Source organism: Staphylococcus caseorum (genome assembly GCF_049943195.1).
GTDB classification, from domain to species: Bacteria; Bacillota; Bacilli; order Staphylococcales; family Staphylococcaceae; genus Staphylococcus; species Staphylococcus equorum_A.
The window spans coordinates 265,650-291,458 of the sequence record NZ_JBNFUA010000001.1 but is presented as its reverse complement, the minus strand read 5'-3'; the positions used below and the strand labels follow the sequence as shown (position 1 = coordinate 291,458).

General features: G+C 32.9%; 26 protein-coding genes. 5 read left to right on the top strand and 21 right to left on the bottom strand.

Going from position 1 to position 25,809, the window contains the following annotated elements; genetic code table 11:
• Nucleotides 1-118: 118 nt before the first annotated feature.
• Together ldmS and ACP3TL_RS01500 are read right to left on the bottom strand one after the other, a co-directional pair.
• Nucleotides 119-1,312: an L-aspartate--L-methionine ligase LdmS gene (ldmS, locus tag ACP3TL_RS01505; protein ID WP_046466157.1), complete on the bottom strand. Its 1,194-nt coding sequence runs from the start codon at nucleotides 1,310-1,312 to the stop codon at nucleotides 119-121.
• Entirely contained in the window at nucleotides 1,309-2,493 is a 1,185-nt protein-coding gene (locus ACP3TL_RS01500) for a M20 family metallopeptidase (RefSeq protein WP_285336844.1), read from the bottom strand. Before ACP3TL_RS01500 ends, ldmS begins: the two co-directional genes overlap by 4 nt.
• 275 nt (nucleotides 2,494-2,768) lie before the next feature.
• Here ACP3TL_RS01500 and ACP3TL_RS01495 point away from each other — a divergent pair, with 275 nt between their 5' ends.
• Complete coding sequence (locus tag ACP3TL_RS01495; RefSeq protein ID WP_002507050.1) at nucleotides 2,769-3,239, top strand: S-ribosylhomocysteine lyase; 471 nt, start codon at nucleotides 2,769-2,771, stop codon at nucleotides 3,237-3,239.
• A 129-nt stretch (nucleotides 3,240-3,368) separates the two neighbouring features.
• Here the strand turns inward: ACP3TL_RS01495 and ACP3TL_RS01490 are convergent, their stop codons facing one another.
• The 4 genes from ACP3TL_RS01490 to deoC form a co-directional block, all read right to left on the bottom strand.
• Entirely contained in the window at nucleotides 3,369-3,722 is a 354-nt protein-coding gene (locus tag ACP3TL_RS01490) for a DoxX family protein (protein ID WP_046466159.1), read from the bottom strand.
• Entirely contained in the window at nucleotides 3,722-4,906 is a 1,185-nt protein-coding gene (deoB, locus tag ACP3TL_RS01485) for a phosphopentomutase (RefSeq protein WP_046466160.1), read from the bottom strand. Before deoB ends, ACP3TL_RS01490 begins: the two co-directional genes overlap by 1 nt.
• An 11-nt stretch (nucleotides 4,907-4,917) precedes the next feature.
• The gene (locus tag ACP3TL_RS01480) at nucleotides 4,918-6,219 is read right to left on the bottom strand and encodes a pyrimidine-nucleoside phosphorylase (RefSeq protein ID WP_046466161.1); all 1,302 of its coding nucleotides are present in this window, start codon (nucleotides 6,217-6,219) and stop codon (nucleotides 4,918-4,920) included.
• Between the two features lie 71 nt (nucleotides 6,220-6,290).
• On the bottom strand, nucleotides 6,291-6,953 hold the full coding sequence (deoC, locus tag ACP3TL_RS01475) for a deoxyribose-phosphate aldolase (RefSeq protein ID WP_046466162.1): 663 nt from the start codon (nucleotides 6,951-6,953) through the stop codon (nucleotides 6,291-6,293).
• A gap of 177 nt (nucleotides 6,954-7,130) precedes the next feature.
• Between deoC and deoD the strand changes: the two genes are divergently transcribed.
• Entirely contained in the window at nucleotides 7,131-7,841 is a 711-nt protein-coding gene (gene deoD, locus ACP3TL_RS01470; protein WP_002507045.1) for a purine-nucleoside phosphorylase, read from the top strand.
• 375 nt (nucleotides 7,842-8,216) lie between these two features.
• Here the strand turns inward: deoD and ACP3TL_RS01465 are convergent, their stop codons facing one another.
• From ACP3TL_RS01465 to ACP3TL_RS01425, 9 genes are all read right to left on the bottom strand, one after another.
• Nucleotides 8,217-8,666, bottom strand: coding sequence for a Dps family protein (locus tag ACP3TL_RS01465; RefSeq protein WP_046466163.1), 450 nt, complete (start codon nucleotides 8,664-8,666; stop codon nucleotides 8,217-8,219).
• 182 nt (nucleotides 8,667-8,848) lie between these two features.
• Nucleotides 8,849-9,712: a ribokinase gene (gene rbsK / locus ACP3TL_RS01460; RefSeq protein WP_069817669.1), complete on the bottom strand. Its 864-nt coding sequence runs from the start codon at nucleotides 9,710-9,712 to the stop codon at nucleotides 8,849-8,851.
• A 19-nt stretch (nucleotides 9,713-9,731) separates the two neighbouring features.
• Nucleotides 9,732-10,115: a thiol-disulfide oxidoreductase DCC family protein gene (locus ACP3TL_RS01455; protein WP_046466165.1), complete on the bottom strand. Its 384-nt coding sequence runs from the start codon at nucleotides 10,113-10,115 to the stop codon at nucleotides 9,732-9,734.
• Nucleotides 10,116-10,438: 323 nt separating this feature from the next.
• A complete protein-coding gene (locus ACP3TL_RS01450; protein WP_285326835.1) occupies nucleotides 10,439-11,806 on the bottom strand; it encodes an EVE domain-containing protein in 1,368 nt (455 codons plus the stop codon).
• A gap of 72 nt (nucleotides 11,807-11,878) precedes the next feature.
• A complete protein-coding gene (locus ACP3TL_RS01445; protein WP_141714427.1) occupies nucleotides 11,879-12,859 on the bottom strand; it encodes a YeiH family protein in 981 nt (326 codons plus the stop codon).
• 247 nt (nucleotides 12,860-13,106) lie between these two features.
• Nucleotides 13,107-13,337 carry a hypothetical protein gene (locus ACP3TL_RS01440; RefSeq protein WP_046466167.1) on the bottom strand — a complete coding sequence of 77 codons (231 nt, stop codon included), beginning with the start codon at nucleotides 13,335-13,337 and terminating at the stop codon, nucleotides 13,107-13,109.
• A gap of 20 nt (nucleotides 13,338-13,357) precedes the next feature.
• A complete protein-coding gene (locus ACP3TL_RS01435) occupies nucleotides 13,358-14,296 on the bottom strand; it encodes a type I phosphomannose isomerase catalytic subunit (protein WP_046466168.1) in 939 nt (312 codons plus the stop codon).
• 774 nt (nucleotides 14,297-15,070) lie between these two features.
• Complete coding sequence (locus ACP3TL_RS01430; protein ID WP_046466169.1) at nucleotides 15,071-15,769, bottom strand: FadR/GntR family transcriptional regulator; 699 nt, start codon at nucleotides 15,767-15,769, stop codon at nucleotides 15,071-15,073.
• A 141-nt stretch (nucleotides 15,770-15,910) separates the two neighbouring features.
• The gene (locus tag ACP3TL_RS01425) at nucleotides 15,911-16,567 is read right to left on the bottom strand and encodes an SDR family oxidoreductase (protein WP_046466170.1); all 657 of its coding nucleotides are present in this window, start codon (nucleotides 16,565-16,567) and stop codon (nucleotides 15,911-15,913) included.
• Nucleotides 16,568-16,719: 152 nt separating this feature from the next.
• Here ACP3TL_RS01425 and ACP3TL_RS01420 point away from each other — a divergent pair, with 152 nt between their 5' ends.
• Entirely contained in the window at nucleotides 16,720-17,016 is a 297-nt protein-coding gene (locus tag ACP3TL_RS01420) for an ArsR/SmtB family transcription factor (RefSeq protein ID WP_046466171.1), read from the top strand.
• Between the two features lie 21 nt (nucleotides 17,017-17,037).
• The gene (czrB, locus tag ACP3TL_RS01415) at nucleotides 17,038-17,982 is read left to right on the top strand and encodes a CDF family zinc efflux transporter CzrB (RefSeq protein ID WP_046466172.1); all 945 of its coding nucleotides are present in this window, start codon (nucleotides 17,038-17,040) and stop codon (nucleotides 17,980-17,982) included.
• A 132-nt stretch (nucleotides 17,983-18,114) separates the two neighbouring features.
• Here czrB and ACP3TL_RS01410 read toward each other — a convergent pair whose 3' ends face one another.
• Nucleotides 18,115-18,846 (bottom strand): metallophosphoesterase family protein, encoded by a 732-nt coding sequence (locus tag ACP3TL_RS01410; RefSeq protein WP_046466173.1) that lies wholly within the window; start codon nucleotides 18,844-18,846, stop codon nucleotides 18,115-18,117.
• A gap of 131 nt (nucleotides 18,847-18,977) precedes the next feature.
• Between ACP3TL_RS01410 and ACP3TL_RS01405 the strand changes: the two genes are divergently transcribed.
• Complete coding sequence (locus tag ACP3TL_RS01405) at nucleotides 18,978-20,117, top strand: hypothetical protein (RefSeq protein ID WP_046466174.1); 1,140 nt, start codon at nucleotides 18,978-18,980, stop codon at nucleotides 20,115-20,117.
• A gap of 212 nt (nucleotides 20,118-20,329) precedes the next feature.
• Here ACP3TL_RS01405 and ACP3TL_RS01400 read toward each other — a convergent pair whose 3' ends face one another.
• The 5 genes from ACP3TL_RS01400 to glmS form a co-directional block, all read right to left on the bottom strand.
• Entirely contained in the window at nucleotides 20,330-21,184 is an 855-nt protein-coding gene (locus tag ACP3TL_RS01400) for an HAD family hydrolase (protein ID WP_069832524.1), read from the bottom strand.
• 67 nt (nucleotides 21,185-21,251) lie between these two features.
• Nucleotides 21,252-22,034, bottom strand: coding sequence for an ABC transporter ATP-binding protein (locus ACP3TL_RS01395; RefSeq protein ID WP_285326842.1), 783 nt, complete (start codon nucleotides 22,032-22,034; stop codon nucleotides 21,252-21,254).
• Between the two features lie 58 nt (nucleotides 22,035-22,092).
• Nucleotides 22,093-22,452 carry a DUF2200 domain-containing protein gene (locus ACP3TL_RS01390; protein WP_069832523.1) on the bottom strand — a complete coding sequence of 120 codons (360 nt, stop codon included), beginning with the start codon at nucleotides 22,450-22,452 and terminating at the stop codon, nucleotides 22,093-22,095.
• Nucleotides 22,453-22,710: 258 nt separating this feature from the next.
• Nucleotides 22,711-23,661, bottom strand: a complete 951-nt coding sequence (locus ACP3TL_RS01385) for a DNA/RNA non-specific endonuclease (RefSeq protein ID WP_046466178.1) — start codon at nucleotides 23,659-23,661, stop codon at nucleotides 22,711-22,713.
• Nucleotides 23,662-23,961: 300 nt separating this feature from the next.
• Nucleotides 23,962-25,767: a glutamine--fructose-6-phosphate transaminase (isomerizing) gene (glmS, locus tag ACP3TL_RS01380; protein ID WP_046466179.1), complete on the bottom strand. Its 1,806-nt coding sequence runs from the start codon at nucleotides 25,765-25,767 to the stop codon at nucleotides 23,962-23,964.
• Nucleotides 25,768-25,809: the final 42 nt, after the last annotated feature.

The following is a 25,809-nucleotide window of genomic DNA, read 5'->3' as shown; positions in this document are numbered from 1 at the left end:
CCTTCAATTCATTTATAATATTTACCTATACTTAAAATATAAATGACTCTTATACTCTAGTCAATTAACGTCTAATGCAATTCACTAGAGATATTCATTATATTTGTGAGTAGTTGTTCTAATTTGATTCTAAATCTTTTAAAAATTGCTGCTCCATTTTTTCTACACTTGCTTTATTTTCCCCATGCCATATGCAACCAAACCTTGATTTAACAACTTCATTATCAAACCAATCTCCATCATAATAAGATAACGGGAATAATACACCTTTATTAACATACTTCATAATTGTATTGAAAAATTTTGAATTATCTACATGTGACAAATAACTATAAAATTTATGATACCCTTCTTGAAGAAACGGTTCTAGCAACAACATACTTGTTGAGCCATTTTGTCTAAAATTCAAATCTATCGCAAAAATATCACCATTGCTATCTACCAAAAGGTCAAAACCAGCTATTCCAAAATATCCTTTCGACACACCGACTTCCATAATCTCTTTCCCCGCTTGAATTACAGCGTCAGGCACATCTTGTACATTTTCGTTTCCATTATAATGTCCATATTCATTGGTTAACTGTTCAGAAGTACCAATATAACGCACACCAGTATACTTTGAATATGCATATTGAACACAATAATTTGCAACTGCTTCTACTTTTTGTTCGATAATCATCGTATCAGTTTCTTTTTTAGCATTTTCAATGCGCAACTTTGCTTGTTCTAAATCAGCGTCATTATAACAAATCATCACACCATATCCACCCGCTGTTGGTAGGTCGTCTCCAGGTTTCAATACAAATGGATACTCCCATTTTGCTACAGCTTCTACAAAATTATCTATATCAACAACTTCTCTTGTAGGTAGATATTTATGGTTTGTCCATTCTGGTATACGTGCTTTATTATTTAAAGCTACAAAAATATCTTTATCTAAGGCATAATACTTTTTATTCAAAATATCTTCACCATGAATGTATTGAAAATAAACTTTTTTATAATCATGCGCCAAATCTTGTATCAATTGTTCATAGCTACTTTGATCTTCAAACTTAAGAATATTTGTTGGCATACCTTTACCAATTGCTTCAAATAGCATTTTTAATTTATCCGTTACGCTTGCTTCATGTACGATTACAGGCATCTCATTAGCAATAATCAGCTCTCTACCAGTCAAAAAATTAGATTGATGTACTTCGGGTTCCAACCAAGGATTTGATATATAAGATGGTCTAGAAGTATAAACAATATGTGAATCGTAAAGATCACTAAGTGTTAATGTAGGTCTTAGAGAGCTTTGATTTGTCATTTTTTGTGCCCCTTTGTATATTGATATTGTTCGATGATTTCTTCAAACAATGGCTTGTTTTCTATGAGTTCTTGCCCCATTAAAGCGAGGATTTTGGCACCTCTAATTAATGCTTGATCACCATGGGTACTACCTGCTGCTTCACGGAAACGATGTGTATGACCAACTAAATTTCGTGAACCAATTTTGATATGAGGATGAATCGTTGGTATACAATGACTGACATTACCAGTATCCGTGGAACCATATCCAAAATCATCATCTATAACTGCTTCACCCATTTCAGTGGCATATTTCGCAAATAAGTCATCTAATTTAGAAGTTTTAATAAATTCATTGACTCCATTTTGTATTGGCCCAAATTCAAAGTCACAATCTGTTTGTAGCGCTGCGCCTTTTGCTATCTGTCCAACACGTTCAGTCAAAACATCTAGCTCTTTTCGAGACGTAGCCCTCGTATAAAAACGTGCATGTGTAAAATCAGGTATAATATTCGCTGCTTTACCACCATCCAGTATCACACCATGCACACGTTGGCGGCTTTTGATGTGTTGTCTTAATTGCGCTACCCCATTGAAATAAGAAATCATCGCATCTAAAGCATTTCTTGCTTCATCTGCATTTTCAGACGCATGTGTACTTTTACCATAAAATTTTATATCTAAAACATCGACAGCTAATGTATCTATCGTTCGATATGTCTCATTCCCTGGATGGACCATGAGCACAATGTCCAACTCATCTATAACACCTGCTTTAACATAAGTCGCTTTAGCACTGCCGTTTTCACCGCCTTCTTCTGCTGGACAACCTAAGACGATAATTTTGCCACCAATCTTATCAATCACTTGTTTCAAAGCAGCACCCGCTAGTACACTGGCAGTGCCAATAATATTGTGACCACAAGCATGTCCTAAGCCTGGCAAAGCATCATATTCTGCTAAAAATCCAATTGTCGGCCCTTCTATACCTGAGTCGTATCGTGCAATAAATCCTGTTGCATGACCTGCTATATCGGTTTCTACTTCAAAATCATGCGCTATTAAATCTTCAATCAAAGTTCTCGAAGCAAAAATCTCTTCATTTCCTAATTCTGGTCTTTGATGTATCTGATGACTCATTTCTAAGTATTTATGATTTTCATTTTCTATATAATCTAAAATAATTTGTTTTTTCTCCATCGTTTGCACTCTACCTCCTGAATTACCAAAACACTATCAACTTCCAAACGCTATGCATTAAGTAATTTTATAGATAACACCACATATCATGCTAAATATTTATATCGTGTTTAATTATTATTTATTCTATCGGGTTTGTCGTCTTCTGTCATTCCTTTTCTGAATTTTAAAATAAATTAGTATTTACCACTTTATATTTATACCCGTTTCAGAAATTGTAAATACATTGCGGTCTTGTTACAATTAACTTACTTATAATATTAGGAGGATATGACATGCCAAAAATGAACGTTGAAAGCTTCAATTTAGATCATACGATAGTATCTGCACCATTTGTCAGACTAGCTGGTAAAATGGAAGGCGCTAACGGTGATGTTATTCATAAATATGATATCCGTTTCAAACAACCGAACAAAGAGCATATGGAGATGCCTGGTTTACACTCCCTAGAACATTTGATGGCCGAGAATATCAGAAACCATTCAGATAAAGTAGTTGATATTAGCCCAATGGGTTGTCAAACTGGCTTCTATGTTTCATTCATTAACCATGATGATTATGAAGATGTCTTAAACATCATCGAACAGACAATCAATGATGTATTAAACGCTACAGAAGTACCTGCTTGTAACGAAGTACAATGTGGCTGGGCAGCAAGTCACTCTCTTGAAGGCGCTAAAGAAATTGCACAAACTTTCTTAGATCAAAAATCAGTATGGCAAGATGTATACGGAGAAAACAAATAATCATACTATCCTATAATTAACTTAAGATAACTGCGAGTTCATTTATTCCAAACTTAATTATGTTGTATAAAAAAGTGGCTGTTAGATTTCCAATAAGGATACTAACAGCCACTTTCTTTATTTAACCTATTATAGCTTACTAATCATTTTTATCATGATAAATTGTAATGGTAAACGGCCATACAAAGCCCATTTAGGTAATTGTTTACCAGCTAGCGGTAAATTTTTACGTGCCATATAAATATTAGCTGGGAATACAGCCCATAAAAAAGCATTTATCGTTTTTTTCAAACATGTTGAAGGCTGCTTGATTAATAATAATAAACCAAACACGATTTCAAACACACCTGTGATTAAAACTGCAGCTTTTCTAAATGGTAAATATTCAGGTACAATATTTCTAAAATTTTCTTCATCTTTAAAATGAAGCACGCCAGCTACGCTAAAAGCAATGCCAAATAAAATTCTAATTATTTTCTTCATTACTCAATGCCCATTTCTTTTAAATAGCTTCTTCCGTACTCTGGTAATTTCACATTAAAATTATCAGCAATCGTTGCACCTAGCGAACTAAATGTAGTATCTACCGATAATTCATGATATTCACCAATTTTCGGACTAAACATTAAAACTGGGATATACTCTCTTGTATGATCTGTACCTTCAGCAGTTGGATCATTACCATGATCAGCAGTGATAATGACTAAATCATCTTCTTGTAAATGCTCCATAAGTTCCGGTAAACGCTCATCAAAATCTTTAATTGCTTGTGCATAACCTGCTTTATCGCGACGATGTCCGTATAAGGCATCAAAATCTACAAGATTTAAAAAGCTTAGTCCATTAAAATCACGTTGTACTGTTTCTATTAATTTGTCCATACCGTCCATATTATCTTTTGTACGAACCGCTTCAGTCACACCTTCACCATCGAAAATGTCATTTATTTTTCCTAAAGCAATAACATCATAGCCGCCATCTTGTAATTCATTCATAACTGTTCTACCAAAAGGTTTTAAAGCATAGTCGTGTCTATTAGACGTTCTTGTAAAGGAACCTGGTTCACCAAGATAAGGTCTGGCAATAATTCTACCAATTAAATATTTTGGATCTTTAGTCAATTCTCTTACTTTTTCACAGATATCATAAAGTTCTTCTAACGGAATAATATCCTCATGTGCTGCAATTTGGAGTACTGGATCAGCTGAAGTGTAGACAATTAAGTCTCCAGTCTTCATTTGATGTTCTCCCCATTCATCTATAATTTGCGTTCCAGAAGCAGGACGATTAGCCACTACTTTGCGACCTGTTATAGACTCAATTTCATCTATCAATTCTTTAGGAAAACCTTCAGTATACACTTTAAAAGGTTGCATGATATTTAAGCCCATAATCTCCCAATGTCCTGTCATGGTATCTTTACCTACTGAAGCTTCACTCATTTTAGTGTAAAATGCTTGTGGTTTTGCTTCTTTTTCAATTACAGGTAACGGTTCAATATTACCTAAACCTAACTTTTGAAGATTAGGTAATGACTGATTAAAATCTTCTAATGTGTGTTTTAATGTATGACTGCCTTCATCGTTAAAAGCTTTTGCATCAGGACCTTCCCCTATGCCTACTGAGTCCATCACAATTAAGTGTACTCGTTTAAATGGTGTAGTCATTGTCTCAACTCCTATTCAGTAATAATTTTATGGATCAATGTTGGTTCTGCACCTTGTTCACTTACTGTGATACTTTCGTTCAATTTCTCTATTACATCATCAACGTTTTCGCGATTACTGTGTATTGTTAATAGTGGTTCGCCTTCATCGACTCTGTCTCCTACTTTTTTATGCAGTACAAGACCAACACTTAAATCAATATCATCATCTTTTGTTTGTCTACCTGCGCCTAACATCATCGAGGCAACACCCATTTCATTCGCAACAATTTCAGTCACGAAACCTGATGATTTTGCTGGCAATTCTATTTGGTATTTAGCTTGTGGTAATTTTGATACGTCGTCTACTACTGAGCCATCTCCATCTTGATTCTCTAAAAATGTTCTGAAACTTTCTAAAGCAGAACCATCTTGTATTGCTGTTTCTAACAATGCACGTGCTTCTTCTAAATCTTTTGCCTTGCCGCCCACTACAACCATTTGTGAACCTAAAGTCATTACAAGTTCAGTTAAGTCTTCAGGACCTTTACCTTGGAGTGTTTCAATTGCTTCTTTTACTTCTAAGGCATTACCTATAGCGTGGCCTAAAGGTTGACCCATATCTGAAATAATAGCCATTGTATTTCTACCTACATTATTACCGATGCTTACCATAGCATGTGCTAAAGCTTCAGCATCTTCAAGCGTCTTCATAAATGCACCATTACCTGTCTTAACATCAAGTACAATTGCATCAGCACCTGCTGCAATTTTTTTACTCATAATTGATGAAGCGATAAGTGGAATAGAATTGACGGTACCAGTAACATCACGAAGACCATATAATTTTTTATCTGCTGGTGTTAAGTTACCAGTTTGTCCAATGACAGCAACTTTAGCTTCATTAACTAACTTAACGAATTTTTCTTCACTGATTTCAACATGGAAACCTTCAACTGATTCTAATTTATCAATCGTTCCGCCTGTATGGCCTAGTCCTCTTCCGCTCATTTTAGCTACAGGTACACCTACAGCTGCAACTAAAGGGGCAAGTACTAATGTAGTTGTATCTCCAACGCCACCAGTAGAATGCTTATCGACTTTAGTACCGTGAATATCTGATAAATCAATAACATCACCTGAATTAACCATTGCCATAGTTAACGCAGCTCTCTCTTCATCATTCATATCTTGAAAGAATACAGCCATCGCTAAACTAGAAGCTTGATAATCCGGTATATCACCATTTGTATAACCAGTTATAAAAAATTCAATTTCCTCTTTTGTAAGTGCTTGTCCGTCACGCTTTTTTTCAATAATATCTACCATTCTCATATGAGTTGGCCTCCCCTGTTTGTCTATCATACAAACTTAATAGTTTATCCCTTTTTTGCATACTAACTATTCTAGTAGTCAGAATCGCTTTCTAAACCTTGAATAATTTGAACGCCTGCACTCGCACCAATACGTGTTGCACCAGCTTCAAGCATCTTGTTGAAATCTTCAAGATTTCTCACGCCACCAGAAGCTTTCACTTCTAAGTCATCTCCAACAGTATCTTTCATTAATTTCACGTCTTCTGGCGTTGCACCGCCACCAGCAAAGCCTGTTGACGTTTTAACGAAGTTAGCGCCTGCTGCTTTACTTAGTTCACTTGCTTTAACTTTTTCTTCGTCTGTTAATAGACATGTTTCAATAATTACTTTAACTGTTTTACCATTCGCAGCACCTACAACGCCTTCAATGTCTTTTTGTACGTCTTCATAACGTCCATCTTTTAGGGCACCAACATTGATAACCATATCAAGTTCTGAAGCACCATTTTTCACAGCGTCTTCAACTTCAAACATTTTCGTTTCTGTAGTAGACGCCCCTAAAGGGAATCCTATTACAGTACAAACTAATACTTCTGTATCTTTAAGTTTTTCAGCTGCATATTTTACATGTGTAGGATTAAGACACACTGATTTAAAATTGAATTCTCTAGCTTCCTCGATAATTTTGTCGATTTGAGTTCTAGTCGACTCCGGTTTAAGTAATGTATGATCTATATATTTTGCATAATTCATATTAAATCCTCCTAATTTTTGTTTACAATAAACATTCATTTCACTTATTATTATAAAGCAAAATTGAATATATATCTTTATAAACACTCTCTTATTAGCTATATTACAAAAATTCGCAAAAATAATAAACAAATGTTATCTTTAAATTGATAAAAGAACATAAAGGAGAAGATGATTATGACAAAATCTACACCTCATATTCAACCCAATGGAACTAAAATTGCAAAAACAGTATTAATGCCGGGAGATCCGCTTCGAGCAAAATACATAGCTGACAACTATTTAGAAAACGTTGAACAATTCAACGAAGTTAGAAATATGTTTGGATATACTGGTACTTATAACGGGAAAGAAGTATCAGTAATGGGATCAGGCATGGGCGTACCTAGTATTGGAATTTATTCTTATGAGCTTTATAATTTCTTTGATGTTGAAACAATTATCCGTATTGGATCTTGTGGTGCATTACAAGAAAACGTTAACCTTTACGATATAATTATTGCTCAAGGCGCTTCTACAAACTCTAGTTATGTAGAGCAATATAATATTCCAGGTCATTACGCACCATTAGCTGATTTCGATTTAGTTTTAAAAGCAAAACAAAAAGCAGATGAAATTGGGGCAACTACACATGTAGGGAACATATTATCATCTGATACATTCTATAATGCTGATCCAACGTTTAATGAAAGATGGCAACGTATGGGCATCTTAGGTATAGAAATGGAATCTGCTGCATTATATTTAAATGCAACTTACGCTGGTAAAAAAGCGTTAGGTATATTTACAGTGAGTGATCATATATTACGCGATGAAGCAACTACAGCTGAAGAACGTCAAAATTCTTTCACACAAATGATGGAAGTCGCACTCGAAATGGCTGAGTAATTGATATTTCAAATCATTATTTAAATAAAACAGGTCCTCCAAAACATACGTTGTTTTGGAGGACCTGTTTTTTAATGAAAAAATTTATGGGACATAAAAAGTTCGAATAGATAATAAATAGATTCACTGTGATAGTAATTATATGCATAGCCTTTATATAAATGTACAGATTTTTTAAATAGAAAAAGAGCGAAAAAAATCAAAATTTGATTTCTTATTTCCGCTCTCATTATACTGACTGGATACAAATACAGACAGCTACTATGCAATCCACTAAAGACAACAGATTACTGCTTTTAATCTGAGTATAGGCCAGTTATACACTAGCCTATTGCTCAATCAAAATATAATATTCATATATGTGACTGAATTCTCTTATTTACCTAAATAAGATTTTAACATCCAGTTATGTTTGTCTATATTTGTTTTCATACCGATGAACATATCTTCTGTTACATCATCTTCAGCAGCTGAAGCCACTTCAATTGCTTCTTCTAATTGTTTTGTAATATTTTCAAAGTCTTTAGATAGTTCTTCTACCATTTCTTCAGCTTTATAGCCTTTACCAGCTTCATCAATGATTGCAAGGTCTAAACTTTCTTTTAATGTTGCAACTGGATTTCCACCTGCTGCTAAAATACGTTCAGCTAAGTCATCGATATATTGACTTGCTTCATCATACAATTCTTCAAATTTAGTGTGTAGTGAGAAGAAATTAGGTCCTTTTACATACCAATGAAAATTGTGTAATTTAGTAAATGCTACTGTCCAGTTTGCTACTTGTTCATTTAATACTTTTACTACGTCTTTATTACTGTTTGTCATGCTAAAACCTCTCCTTTAAGTTTAATTATCATTACAAAATGATTACTCGAGTTCTTGATTACATTTATTATTATATAATAATAATTACAATCTGTAAAGTGATTTCGCTACCTAAATTAGAATTATTTTAATCTAGGTCATCATTTCATAACCTTACTATATTATACCCAAATTAATGGGGGTTAATCTAGTTCTTTTCTGTATGGCATTGCACCTTGAGCACCTAATCCAGTTACAGAAAAACTACCTGCTAAATTAGCAAAATCAACAGCTTCTTCTAAAGGTTTATTTTCAATTAGTGCAACAGCTAAAGCACCATTGAATGTGTCACCAGCACCTGTAGTATCAACAACTTTCTTTTTATAACCTTTGACAAGCTGTTGAGAATCATTGTAAAACATAGCACCTGCTGCGCCTTTAGTTACAATAAGCTTACGCGGGTATGCTTTCAGTGCTTCATCTACTCCGTTTTCAAATAGTAGTTCACTTTCTGATTCATTTGGCGTAATCCAAGTCACTTTATCTATGATGTCTTTATCAATATTACGATATGGTGCTGGGTTTAATATTATTTTCATATCATGCTTCACAGCATAGTCTGTCACTTCTTTAATCGTTTGTTCTGGTATTTCATGTTGCATCAAAATAATATCTCCTGCACCAAAGTGTTCGAGTTTTGGCAACACTTTTTCAGGCGTTACATGATTATTAGCAGCAGGCACAACGATGATTCGATTATCATCTTCAAACAGTGTAATATGCGCTGTTCCAGAAGTTTCATTTTCAATTTTGTCCATAAAACTTGTATCTACATTGTTTTGTTCTAAGTTTTGAATAATCTGTTTACCATTATCATCATCACCTACAGCGCCTATCATGTAGACCTTATTACTCAAACGTGCTGCTGCAACAGCCTGATTAGCACCTTTGCCACCTGTAGTTGTAAAAAATGAATTACCCATAACTGTCTCACCTGCTTGCGGTAACACGTCTGTTTTCACTACTAAATCAATTGATGAACTACCTATTACAACAATGTTCTCCATATTTGCTTCCTCCGTCTATTCAATCAATAAAAAATGATTGCTCATAAGCATTAGGCTGATGCCAATGCGTTTTCCACATTTTATCTCTATTATCAGCAAACAATTGATATCCTAAATCTCTAAGTGGTTTAGGCGTCAAATGTAGCAATATACCGATCCATTTATAATTTGTCAGTGTTGTGATTAGTGTTGTGATTGCATCAGATTTATATTCGAAATGATTCCCTTCTTGCAATATAACACTGTCATATTGTTTCGTTTCAGGATAATTTTCAAATAAATTTTGTGCTGTTTCACCTTGTAATTCAGCAAATTGATAACGTCTTGATAAACCATTTTGTATTAACCAAATTGCATAATTATAGCAATATACACAATTGGCATCATAATATATTATTGGCATATACTTCACCCCTAACAGTAAAATATTTTATTGTCACTTCATAAGTGAATATGATTTCTCCACACTATTATTATATCCTAAAATTATAAAATTAAATCATTATATCACTCGTTCTCCAATTTGATTGTCATTTATACTCTAATTATAACCGATGTGGACATTTTAAACTAAATTGGACTAACACTTAAAAACTCCAAGAATTTTAAAAGAGCACCAATCCATTAATCAAACGTAATGAATTGATGCTTCTATTTTAAGCTATGGGCACGCCCATCGCTTTTGTTATATTATTTACTTTAAATACACTATGAGTTAAAGATAGATTAATCTTGATTTACTTTCACGATTCTTGTGTATTTCAAAAATTGCTCAGTATATTTTTGCTTAATTTCATTTAAGTCATCATATGTGATACCCACAATATGCCAATTTGGATTAAAATGATAAAATGAATCTTTTTTTCTAGACCATTTAACCATACTACCGTCTCTATTATAGCGTGGTAATGTTATTTCATAACCTTCTAGCACATTGATATATGTTTGGAAGATATCTGGATCAATGCGATTAAAGTTATCTATAACAAGATAGCTTTTATCTGTACGTGGCATAAGATTCGTTATGAATCCTTCTCTATAGTACAGTGCACCTGTTTCATTTGGCAAATATTTACCATACAACATATCTTCGGAAAAGTCAGGATGACCAGAAGTTATAACTGGTTTCGCGTTCGTTTTTTGTAATAAATCTTCAGCTGCCTTTAAGCCTTCTCCTTTATCAACTACGAGTAAGATAAACGGCTTTAAATCTTCAGTATGTTCATCAATCATCTGTCCACTTTTAACAGTTTCAAATTGTGATTTCATACCATCATTTTCACTTATTTCACGAAACGCATCGAATTGTGTTTTTGACATGCTAGCAATAGCTTGTTTTGCGTTTTCTTGAAGATAATATAAATTTTTTAATTTAGGATGTTTGTTTAACGTACCCAATGAGACAGGGTCAATTTCTTTTTCAAAATAGACCTCAATTGCAGTACTGTTTGTTCTTCCAGGTATAGGTGCTTTTTCATGTATATGCTTGCTGACTTCTCCTACACCAATGACGGACTGATCTCTATTTTTATTATAAAAAATAAGTTGATCACCTATTTCAAGTTGCGTGTAAAAATGATAACCATTTCGTTTAATCCCGTTATATGTGTGCGTATATATTGTATTGTATGATTCAGGTTCAAACTCTTGTTCTTCAGATATAAAAAAGTATCGAGGAATTTTGGTTTCTCCTTTACCTAAACTAACAATTAACTCAAATTCATCTTGTGTCATTTGATTAAATAAAGTTTCTTTCATATTTCTCATTCTAAATTCTAATTGTTCGCTTCTTTTCAAATAATCCGCAGTTAATGGTTTAAGCTGTTCTTGTAATTGAAAATGAACACGAATTTTATTTTGAGCACCTGTTTGTACACTTGTAATTTCACCAAAACCTAATAAACCAGTATCCATCTGTACTTGATAAAAGATAACACGGTCTCCTACTTTAGCTTGTTTAAATGATCGGAAACCTTGTGAAGGATTAAATTGTGCACCTGATTCAAATAATGTCGTTTGACCTACTAATAGTTCATTATGGTTCCAGCGATTATATCCGCAGTTTAACCAAAAATAACTTGTTTCCTCTGCCATTTAGATACTCCTTATCTCATATAAAAATTCTACCTTACCTATTATATGCAAAAAATTCTTTCTGAACAAACATTACAATAAGTTTATCAACTTCATCGTAATTAAACTTGAAATAATGACGACAATCCATGTTACTAGCCCAAGCATTACTGGTTTCATACCTGCTTGTTTAAATTGTTTAAAATCAACACTTAATCCAATGCCAGCCATTGCCATTGTAATTAAAAACAATGAAATTTGTTGGAATACATGTATCACTGTAGGTGAAAAATTAAAAATAGTACTGATTAAAGATGCTACGATAAACCATACAATAAACCATGGAAATATTTTAGCGATAGATGTATCAGTTTGTTTCGCTTTTTCTTTGCGTATCGTTCTATATGTAAAAAAGAGTACCACTGGTATAATCATCAACGTACGCGTTAACTTTACAACTGCGCCTGTTTCTAAGGCCGTATTGCCATAGTTTGAAGTTGCAGCAATCACACTTGAAGTATCATTAATAGCTGTACCTCCAAAATATCCAAATGCAGTTTGCCCCATATTTAATACGTGACCTAATGGTGGAAATATAAATACTGCTATTAAATTGAACAAAAATATCGTTGAAATAGCGAATGCTACTTCACTTTCTTTCGCTTTAATTACTGGACTTGTTGCAGCAATTGCTGACCCACCACATATAGCTGTTCCAACCCCTATTAAAATACTTAGATGTTCATTAATTTTAAATAACTTCATTAACAAGAACACAGTTATAAAAGCAGCAAGTAAAGTAATGATAATGATTGGTAAAGATTTCCATCCAATTGCTCCAATAGATTGAAAGCTCAATGTAAAACCAAGCACGATAATACTGTAATGCAAAATCTTTTTGCTACTATACTTAATACCAGCTTCATATTTTTTGGGAATTAAAATTATATTATTGATAATAATTCCTATAATAATAGCAAAAATTGCACCGCCAATGACTGGAAATTCACTTCCTAATATTGTTGCAACCATTGCAATTACCAAGGTCATCATGATACCTCGCACATTGTGCACACTTGCCACCTCCTAATTTAGTTCCATTTTAGCATATTTCTTTTGACATAAAACTGGAAAAACAAATATTATATTTTATAATGTTTATTTAAATATTTTTAGCTAAATTTTCACAGCCACAAAAACAACTAATCATAAGATGCTTCTTAAAGTATATTTCAAAATAATTTTAAAATGTTTATACTTTTCATAAAACTACACAAAAAAAGTATCTTCTACAATAATGTAAAGATACTGAACTTACTGGTTATTGCGCTACTGCAAACGCAGCCATAATCGGCATGATATTAATCATAACCCCGCCAAGCTTTAATAATCCGCTTATCTCTTTATTAGGAATCGTAATCAATGCTGAAATTATCCCAATTACCCCTATAATTACTGGAAATGTCATAGAAGGAAAAATTGGTAATTTTAAAAATATGCCTGCACCTGCTAACATTCCACAAACTAATGAGATATACAAAAATTTATACATTTCAAAACACTCCATTTTTTCTATAAGTAGCTTACTATTAGTTCGTAGTCTCCTTCAAATATCGTATCTAAGTCGTCTGAAGTTAGAATAAAGTTTTGTCCGTGATTTAAATCATAGACTTCACCATCAATAATCACTTGTCCTTCACCTTTGAGTACTGATACGAGAACAAACTCTCTTGGTTTCATATAATTTAGTGTGCCTGAAATTTGCCATTTCACAATTGTGAAAAAATCGTTAGATACGAGTTGTGTACGTTTGTGATTTTCTATGATTTCAGTATCTGTAGAAATGTTTATATTTTCATTGGCTATTTCAATGACGTCTTTAGCTTTTCCTTGGTCAAGTTCGCGTTTATTACCTGAGTCATGTTCACGATCAAAATCATACACGCGATACGTTACATCTGATGATTGCATCGTTTCATACACAAGAATACCTGCACCTATGGAATGGATTGTGCCTGCAGGAATAAAATAAAATTCTCCTGGTTTAACTTTAACTTTATTAAATAATCCATTATACGCTTCGTCATTTAATTTATCTATGGCCAGCTCTTTCGTCTCTGCAGAAAGTCCATAGATAATTTCTGAATCTTCTTTAGCGTCGATGATGTACCAACACTCAGACTTTCCATATTGACCATTCTCTTTTTCATAAGCATATGCATCATCTGGATGAACATGTACTGACAATGCTTCTTTAGCATCGACAATTTTAGTCATTAACGGGAATTCCTTACTTGGAAAATCACCAAACAATTCTCTATGGTTATTCCATACTTGGTCTAAAGTCTGACCTTGGTAGGGTCCATTTAATATCTCACATTTGCCATTTGGGTGCGCTGATATCCCCCATGCTTCTCCAATACAATCGCTTGGTAGATCATATCCTAATTCTTTTAATCTATTGCCACCCCATATTTTTTCATGGAAAATTGGTTTTAAAAATAATGGCATGAATCACACCTCCAAATTCTTAAGTTGCTTCATTTAAATTTTAAGTCTTTCTATATAAAATACTTTCAACGGAAATTTTTATGTATAGTTTTGTATTTTTTTTTGAACTATAAAGATTGTATCATATAACGATGCGCGTTATAAACGACTAATTCAGCGTTCAACGATACTAAAATCACTTGTTATTATATCAACTTTTTATAAAGCATAATAGATTATTTTGTTTGACTCAATTACATTTTCAGTCATATTAATGAAGACTTATAGTATTGTTGTAAATTTTTTACAAAAATACTTGCCATGATATACCTAAAAATATTATAATTACTATAGAGTTACGGAAACGGACTCTATCTGTTTTACATATAAGGTTATTAAAAGATTGTTATGATGTACTTGAAAAAGCTGATTACTTTTTCAAAAATATAAAATTTGCGATAAAGTCCAAACTACGGAAGTTTGGGCTTTTATTATTGCTCAACAACCTAGAGTGAAAAACATGTGCTATAAACTTAATTAATAATAAAAGCACCATTTCATTTTTTAAATTGAAATTGGCGCTTTTTCAATAAGACTGAAACATAAATACATGTCTCAGCCACATTGTTATATTGGCAATAGCTGACTAAATTGAAAATATGCATATATTAAAGCATTTAAAAAATTTCAATTCTTGTATTCTTATCTATAGTCATCTTTGCCGACCTAAACTGACACAACAAAAGCTGGTTAAAAAATTAAATTTCTGTCCCACTCTCAGATACTTATCAAATATTATTGCTCTTTAAAATTAGCTAAAATTGTTTCTTTAACTTCAAATAAGTGAGATTCCATAGCTTTGACTGCGTTGGTAGCATTTTGTTCTACGATTGCATTATAAATAATTACATGTTCTTCATGTAATTTATTCATTGTTTTTTGTTTGCTATAAATAAATATCTTCCTTGTTTCTTCCATTGAATCTTGCATTAATTCAGAAATGTTATTTAGTAGCTCAACTAGCAATGAATTTTTTGCTGCCTTTGCAATCGAAAGATGAAATTGTAAATCTGCTTTTTCACCAGATGTGCCATCCGTTACCGCTTCACCCATTTCATCCAATGCTTTTTTTAAACTTACTAAATCTGCTTCATTGCGATGTATGGCAGCTTTTTCTACCGTAGCGCTTTCTACGATTTCTCTTAACTCTAAAAGTTCTGTAATTTGATCTAACGACGTGAACTTATCACCTAATTCAAAAAAGGTAGGTTCTATTTGCTTAATAAATGTGCCATATCCTTGTTTCATTTCTATAATGCCAATCGTTCTTAAAGCATTTAACGCCTCTCTCACTGATGCAACACTTACACCATACTGTTGACCAAGTTTTTGTATAGAAGGTAGCTTATCACCCACTTGATACTCCCCTGATTTTATACTCTCTAAAATAATGTCAGCGATTTGTTCATAGATTTTCGTGTTTGAAATTTTCATAATTACCTCCAAACGATATCTATTATTGTATCAAATTTTTGCTATATATTTATATTATAAGCTATATATTTCAAATAAAAAAAGAACCAATTTACACTTTTATGTAAATTGGTCTTCTAAAACCCGTACTATTTTTGATAATTATTTATTAAAATTTGATAAAGCTTTTGAAATTTCTTCATCGCCACTAACTATTTGGAACTCAGTATTTAAGTAGTCATCTGAAGTCAAAACTTCTGTTAATACTGACGCTACATCTTCACGAGGAATTGATCCTCTACCTTCAAAGAATGCACCTACTTCAATTTTACTCGTAGCTGCATCATCTAATAAACCGCCTGGATGCACAATTGTATAACCTACATCTGCTTGTTTAAGATATTCGTCCGCATAGTGCTTCGCAATTGTATATGGTTTTAAACCTCCACTTGCTTCGAACGACTCTCTTCTAGAATCATAAGTTGAAACCATCACATATTGTTTTACGTTGTTGGCTTCACTTGCTTTAATTGATTTAATTGCACCATCTAAATCCACACTGATTGTTTTATCTGCACCTGTGTTACCACCGGATCCAACAGAAAAGACAACTTTGTCAAATCCTTTAACCTTTTCAGTCAATGTTTTGATATCATCCGTTTCTACATCTATTAAAGTTGCATCTATGCCTTTATCTTTTAACGCGTCTGCTTGTTCTTGCTTTCTCACAGCAGCTGTAAAGCTTTCACCACGTTCTTTTAATTGATTTACTAGATGTTGGCCAACGCCACCATTTGCTCCAATTACTAATATACTCATAAATTATTGCCTCCTTAAAGGTAGTTACTACTTAAAAGTTTACCACTTCTGTAGGATTTTAAAACTAAAGCGATTTATACTTTGACAATAACGCCTCCTTATATTAATATATGAATAAATGTTCATATATTAATATAAGGAGGCGTTACATAATGAATGAATCCTTAGATTCTCAAACAATTGATAACGTAACTGAAATTTTCAAAGCATTAAGTGAAGGCAATCGTTTACGTATTATGCACTTATTATCCCATGGCGAAAATAGTGTCGGTCATATTGCTCACAAATTAGAAATGAGCCAATCTAATGTTTCTCATCAATTGCGTGTACTGAAGCAAGCGCATTTAGTGAAAGCAAATCGTGATGGTCAATCTATGATATACGCCATAGATGATACGCATGTTACTACCCTATTAAAACAAGCGATACATCACGCAACACATCAATAGTAAGGAAAGGTGGCGTTTGACATGTCTGAATCTGAACACCATGGACACAATCATGCACATGGTCATGTACACACAAATAACAAAAAAATATTACTTATTAGTTTTCTAATTATTGGAATCTTTATGATTGTTGAGATTATTGGCGGCTTTGTTTCTAATAGTTTGGCATTACTCTCCGATGGTCTACACATGTTTAGTGATACGATTTCTTTAGGTGTAGCGCTTCTTGCATTTATTTATGCTGAAAGACACGCTAATCGTCATAAAACATTTGGTTATAAAAGATTTGAAATATTGGCTGCGTTATTTAATGGAGTCACATTATTCGTTATAGGAATTATTATTATTGTTGAAGCTATTGGTCGTTTCTTTAATCCACAAGAAGTTCAATCCACAGAAATGTTTATAATTAGTGTTACTGGACTAATAGTGAATCTTATAGTCGCTTATTTAATGTTTAAGGGCGGAGACACATCGCATAATATTAATATGCGTGGCGCATTTCTCCATGTACTCGGAGATTTATTAGGGTCAGTTGGTGCAATTATAGCTGCTGTACTTATATGGAGTTTCAACCTAACAATCGCAGATCCTATTGCAAGTATCATTGTATCTGTACTGATTATTAGAAGTAGCTGGGGCATCACAAAGTCTTCTCTCAATATCTTGATGGAAGGTACGCCAAGTGATGTTAATCTGAATCAAGTCTTTTCTATGATTACGGAAGAAGAACAAATTAAAAATATCCACGATTGTCATATTTGGGCAATTTCAAACGAAATGAATGCTTTAAGTTGTCATGCTGTAGTGCCAAATACGATGACTATTGAAGAAGGCGAAGTGCTCTTAAACAGATTAGAACATAAATTAGAACACTTAAATATTCAACATATGACCATACAACTAGAAACAACTGATCATCTGCATGATAATAATATTTTATGTTCTGCAATTTATTCAAAATAAACAACTGATCATTCACACTCACATTAAATTTTCATATTAAATAATATTTAAAAAAAGTGATTTTCCAAATACGATTGGAAAATCACTTTTTTATTTATGAAACCTTATATTTTTTAATAGACCGTTGATAATTTAAATGAACTTATCAAAAATTAAATCTTTTGCTGGTACTTGCTTTTCACTAAATCCTCTTATAAATTCTTCATTATCATATGGAACTTTAACACGTTCACATGAGCATTCATTTTCATCAATCGTTATAATACCATAAACTGCATAAGGGCCATTATTAAGTCCTACAGAACCAGGGTTAAAGTACACAGTAGATTTGTCGTCATAAAAATGTACTGTATGATTATGTCCAAAAACAATTAAATCAGCATCCTTGTCTTCAAATAATGCTTTAACGTTTTCTTCACTCGGCTCAACAATTGGACTATAAGGTTGCCCATCAATAGGTGTATTTAATTTCTCATTGGCGATTTCGTAATGAATAAACAACACTTTTTTATTATTAAAAGTCTTCTCAATTACGCGTGGTAATTCATCCAATTTCTCATAATAGTCTTCATCTAAATGACTTTCAATCCATTGATGATGCTCATAGAATTTATCCTTTAAGTCTTCTGGATAAGGAGTATCATTTACGATCGACATAACCGCTTCATCATGATTACCTGCAATGACTTCCATATCATCTCTATCGAAAATTTCATCAAGCACTTTATTTGTTTCATGCCCAACTCCGATATTATCGCCTAGATTAAATATTTTATTGATTCCTTCTCTTCTATCAATATCATCCAAAACGGTTTCTAATGCATCAAAATTTCCATGTACATCAGTAATAATTGCAAATTTCATGATGATATCTCCTTTCAACTTTTTCTCATTAGGATATTCTAACATTTTATAGCCAATTTGTTACCTATTAATTTTAAAATCTTCATTTTTTTGATATCGTATTGTTATCACTAAAAAGGAGTGCTTAAAATTTGTTTAAATATCATAAACTAGCTTTGCAAAATGTAAAACCCCAAAATGCTAAAACAATACTGTTTTCAATTGTAAGTTTTATCATATTATTTGCTTTAACAATTTTATCGTTTATACCCGTTCAACCCGCAATTTATAAATTCGCAATGTCGATGGCAATGCAACAACCAATTGGTGGTTCAATATTTATGTTGATACTAACAATTCTGATTCCACTGTTGATTTTTGTATTCATTGGTTACCCTTTAATAGCTGGAACTATATACACTATAGACAAAGCATTAAATAAAGACAAGGTTAAATTAAAAGATTTATTCTCTGTCTTTAAAAAAGGTAAATATCTTAAAAGTTTAAAATTAGCTTTATTCACTTTATTATTTATTCTAATTTTATTCGCGCTCAATTTACTCATATCTCAAGTGCTTAATTTAGGAATTATGCAATTATTCCAAGCACTACAAGGTCCATTAAGTAGTTCTGATCATGCACTTGGTCTTTCACTAACATTCCAAATTATTGCAGCAACAATCACTGTCTTTATTCAATCATTTATTTACTGGTTCTTTGCTATTGTAATTATTAACTTTACTGTAGCATTTGTTAAAGATCCTAGTGTTGGTGCTTGGGCAGCTGTTAAACGTGGATTCAAGGGCGTTAAAAATGGTAAGAAAACATGGTTTAAATTCTACCTTGGTATATTACTATTAAACTTAATCGTAATTATCCTTGCTAACCCTGTGAGTCAATTAATTTCAATTTCAACAGGTGGTATTTCCCAAACTATCGCAATGATTTTAATTTACATTGTATCTATTATCGTAATTATCGTAAGATTAGCCGTTTACTATATGAATATTTTAGCGATTATTCAATATTATAACCGCAATGGTGAAGGTATAGATAAAGCTGAAATTAAAAAAGATAAAAAGAACTCTAAAAAACAATCAAACAACGATTCAAAAATAGAAAACAGTGTAAATAATACTACTGAAAAAACGAAGTCTAATCTAAGTGATAAAAGTGATAATATCCAAGAAAATGCAAAAGATAACTTAAACGATAAAAGTAATAATATTCAAGATACTACAAAAGATAAAACTTCAGATTTAAAAGATCAAATTAACAAAACAGATAAATAATATATTTCACAAACACGAATTGCCAATGTAGCATTTTAAATGCCTACATTGGCAATTTTTATATTTCGATACATTCATACCGCTTATTTATCCGCAGAGTTTTAAACCCCTATTATGTGTGCTCTATCTATATCATGTATTATAAAGTTCTTGAACATATTAAAAAACTGATAGATAACCTTTTTCAGGAAAACCTATCAGTTTTATGTTAATTATTTTATGAAATGTTCTTTTAAATATGCTGCCGCACCATTTTCTTCATTTGTTAAAGATGTTACATCTTTTGCTAAAGCCTGAATTTCAGGTCTCGCATTTCTCATAGCAACAGTATAATGTCCAAATTCAAACATCGCTCTATCATTATCACTATCACCAATAACTAAAGTTTCTTCCTGATTAATACCAAAGTGTTCGATCATTTCTTTAATGCCTGTACCTTTGTCTGTATTAAACGCCATAGTCTCTGCATTAAAGCGTGATGAATTTGATACACTGATTTGTAATGCTGTTTTATCCTCGATTAATTGGTTACGGAAATTAGTAATTTTCTCATAATCAGGTGAGAATAAATAAATTTTTGAAAATGACGTATCAGGAATAGCATCTTCCCAATCTACTTTGCCTTTTAGAGACTCTCTTCTAGAAGTCCATTCACTTTCTCCTACTTTGCCTGGTGGTGTTGCTGATTTAAATAATGTCTTCGCCCATGCTTCGTCTTCTTTAAGCACGACACGGTCACTACCAAATGGGAAAATTTCATAATATATTGCTTCTTGTTTTGCACGTTTAATAACTTCACTTACTGTATTATATGAAAGACTATGTTTAAAAATAGTCTCTTTTTCCACTACACCTAACGTTCCATTCGAACTTATAATGCCATCTACTTCAAAAGTTTCGGGCACCAAATAATGAATTTCGTCATGTGCTCTACCAGTTGCTAAGAATACTTTATAACCAAGGTTTCGTAATTGTTGAATCACTTCAGTTGTTTCCGTATCTACTCGGTTATCTTTATGTAAAATCGTACCATCCATATCTAAAAATATTGCTCTCACATTATCCATTAAAATAATCCTCCATCACATGTTATCGTATTAAATTATGGCATTATATTTCCTTTTCCGCAACGCGTTATCGTTTTAAAAATAGTGAGTAGCGGTTATTTTGATACACCACACTCACATCTCTATTGAAAAAATCACTTAAAGTGTCACTATTTAATACAGACTGTAGTTCTCCTTGCTTATAACATGTACCATCCTTTAATAAAAAACCGCGTTGAATATCTTGTGTGATTTCTTCAACAAAATGCGTAACATAAATCACCGCAAGTTTTGGATTTTGTTTATATAATTTATCAAGTGAACTGAGCAAATCTTCGCGTGCTATAAAGTCTAATCCTGAAGCAGGTTCATCTAAAATCAGTAATTTAGGATCACCCATTAATGCTCTAGCAATCAATACTTTTTGTCTTTCACCCGTTGATAAATAACCATAATATTGATTTTCAAATTGACGCATACCCATTTGCTCTAAATATCGCTTAGCCATTTCAATATGAGTCGGTTTCACTTCTTTATAAACGCCTATTGATTTAAAAATACCGTTGATGACTACATCTAATACAATTTCACCATCTTGAAATCGATTCATTAAACTGCTTGAAACAAACCCTATTTGATCACGTACATTATCTGCAGAATAACCTTTGTTCCCTGGTTGCATACCAAACAATGATAGCGTCCCTGATGTATGTGGTTCATAAGCATTTAAGATGTTTAGTAATGTTGTTTTACCTGCGCCATTTAAACCGTATAACATCCATTTTTCACCTTCGTTTATTTGCCAACTCACATTTTCAATTATTTCTTTCCCTTGTTTTCTTCTTGCAACGTTTTTCAACTCAACAAGCATGAAATCACCCCTATTCTAATTACTCCAACTGATTTTTAAAACACTTATTTAAATCACTTTATGATTGAGAGTCTCTAGATATTCTTTCAATAGTTTTGCCTTTAGCAAGTTCATCAATCATTTTATCTAAGTATCTAATTTCTTTCATAACTGACGGCTCCATATTTTCAATTCTAGTACCACATATGACACCTGTAATTTTAGTTCTATTAGGATTTAACTCTGGTGCTTGTAAAATAAATGTTTCATAATCCGTATCATCAACAACAAGTTTATCTATTTGTGCTTGCGTATATCCTGTCATCCAACGAATAACTTCATCTGCTTCAGCTTTAGTTCTTGCTTTCTTTTCAACTTTTTTAATCAGATGCGGATATACAGAGCCGAAAGCCATCGTATATATTTTCGGTTTCGTCATATTAAACAACCTCTCTGAATCTCTCTTAATAAATTTTATAGTAATCTTAGCATAATAGAACGACTTATAATTTGAAAATAATATGAATACTATATACCTTTCAAAATCAAAAATAAAAGGCGGGTTTGCAAAAGCAACCCGCCTCTCTATAAAAGTAATGCGTTTACAGCAACAAACTTTTCTTTAATCGTCACTATAATATCAGTATAGAATTAAACTTATATCATTTATTTAATATTTCACTAAAACAATGAAATACTATTCACCTACGACCCCATCATTATCTCGATCGTCCATATGTGCATATAACCAATGATCACTATTTATTGGCATACTGAACCCTGCAGCTTCTGCCTCTGCAATTGTCACTTGTCCATTACCATCAGAATCAACGTCCGCAACTGCTCCTTCATCCCCCGTTGAAGTTGCTGGCTCGGACTCAGGTTCCTTATTACCAGTTAACCCAAGTGACTCATTTAATTCATCAGGGTTCACATTATCAAATGAATCTGTTACTTCGTTTCCATTTATAGTATAAGTATATTGATAACTAGAAGGGATTTGGGTTTCGGTATCGGGATAAGTTATATTAGCTTCAAAATTAGTAGCTCCACCCGCTTCTCGGATAGTCTTTTCGAGATAGGCTTGATCACCATGTCGGTTTAGCGTACTATCTTGTGGAGTAATATTATAAGCATTCGACACGCCACCAAGTGAGTCAGCAATAATGTGTCCTTCGTCTAAGTCATCACTTTCAACACCAGGTACCTTCGCCTCATCAGCATAATATCTACCAGAGGATAACACATCCTCTGTCTCATCATCTTGTATTTTAATTTCATCTGCGATAACTCGTGTCAATTGCCCGTGTTCGTTAGTGAACGCCCAATATTTTCGATCGCCATAACCGATATCTACAACGACATTCGCGTCACGATTCCCAGACAAATCACCACCATCGACTTCAATTTTTTTGTAGCCTGGAAACGTATCATCACTAGCTTCAGTTGTCGTTTCACCTTCTACTTGAGGTTCTTCTGATTTGTTTTCATTATTTACCTTGGTAGTTGTTTCTTCTTTTTCACTTTTTAAATCTGTGACTACCTTAGCATCTGTCTCTTTATCGGCAGAAGATGTATTTTCTCCATTGGCACAACCAACAATAAAAACAGACATTAAAAGTAAGACTAAATATTTTATTTTTTTCATTTTAGTTCGCTCCTATTATGTTACTTGTTAATCATTCAAAACCCTCAAAATTATAATCTCGAACATTGTAGTACTTACAACTTTTTATGTATTTTTGTATGATATTATTTATTTCCTATTATACAGGAATAACATTACTTTTGTTTTAGTTATGCTACAATTGTTTATAATTATTTTATGCCTAATTCTTTTGAAAAAGATCAATATATTTCACTAAATTTACTACATAATAAAAAGGCTGAATCACTAATAGATTCAGCCTTTTGTTATATAAACAAAGATTTATAATTTGATTTTTATTTATTCTACTGTAACTGATTTTGCTAAGTTACGTGGTTTGTCTACGTCTAAATCTCTGTGTAATGATGCGTAATAAGAAATGAGTTGCATTGTTACTACAGAAACTAATGGTGTTAACAGTTCATATACTTTTGGAATAACGTAAGTATCGCCGTCTTTGTTTAAACCATCCATTGAAATAATACATGGGTTTGCGCCACGTGCTGCAACTTCTTTCACATTACCGCGGATAGATAAGTTAACTTTTTCTTGTGTTGCTAATGCAATCACAGGTGTGCCTTCTTCAATTAACGCAATCGTACCATGTTTTAATTCTCCACCAGCAAATCCTTCTGCTTGGATATATGAAATTTCTTTAAGTTTTAAAGCACCTTCTAGACTCACATTATAGTCTACTGTACGACCGATAAAGAATGCATTACGCGTAGTTCTTAAGAAATCTGTTGCAATTTGTTCCATAACATCTGCGTCATCTACAATCGCTTCGATTGCAGTTGTTACTTTAGCTAATTCACGTAATAAACTTACATCTACTTCTTTACCACGTTCTCTTGCTACGATTTTTGCAAAAATAGAAAGTACTGCAATTTGCGCTGTGTATGCTTTTGTTGAAGCAACAGCTATTTCCGGACCTGCATGTAATAGTAATGTATGGTTAGATTCACGTGATAACGTTGATCCTGCAACATTCGTAACTGTTAACGATTTGTGACCTAATCTGTTCATTTCAACTAATACCGCACGACTGTCTGCTGTTTCACCCGATTGTGAAATATAAATAAATAATGGTTTTTCAGAAAGTAACGGCGTGTTATACACAAATTCTGAAGAAACATGAACTTCAGTAGGAACGCCAGCCCATTTTTCAATAAATTCTTTACCTACTAAACCTGCATGATAACTTGTACCTGCAGCAATAATATAAATACGATCCGCTGCTGCAACATCTTTGATGATGTCTTCATCCATTTTCAAGTTACCTTCTTCATCTTGGTATTCTTGAATAATACGACGCATTACTGCTGGTTGTTCATGAATTTCTTTTAGCATGTAGTGGTCATAAACACCTTTTTCAGTATCAGCTGCATCAATTTGTGCTGTATAAGCTTCTCTTTCTTGAATAGTGCCATCTTGATTTTTAATAATAACTTCATCACGTTTAACGATTACAATTTCATGATCGTGAATTTCTTTATATTGGTTCGTAACTTGTAACATAGCCATTGCATCAGATGCAATCACATTGAAGTCATCGCCTACGCCAATTAATAATGGTGATTTGTTTTTAGCTACATAAATTTTATCTTTATCTTCACTATCGATTAAGCCAAGTGCATAAGAACCTTCTAATAAAGAAACTACTTTTGTAAATGCGGCTTCAGTAGCAAGTCCTGTATTTGAGAAATATTCTACTAATTGCACAATCACTTCTGTATCTGTTTCTGAGATAAACGAAACATCTTTTAAGTATGCGTTTTTAAGTTCTTCATAATTTTCAATTACACCGTTATGCACAAGTGTAAATCGTTCTGATGTTGATTGATGCGGATGTGAGTTTTCATGATTCGGCACACCATGTGTCGCCCAACGTGTATGTCCGATACCTACATTACCGTCTGTATCATCACTATCTGCAACTTTTCTAAGCTCAGCAATACGTCCTTTAGATTTAAATACTGAATTACCTTTGTCATTCACTACTGCAACACCGGCAGAGTCATAACCTCTGTATTCTAATTTTTCTAAACCTTTTAATAACAATTCTTTGGCATTATCATGCCCAATATATCCAACAATTCCACACATTTAATTTTCCTCCAATGTAATGGTGATGGGCAACGAACGTTC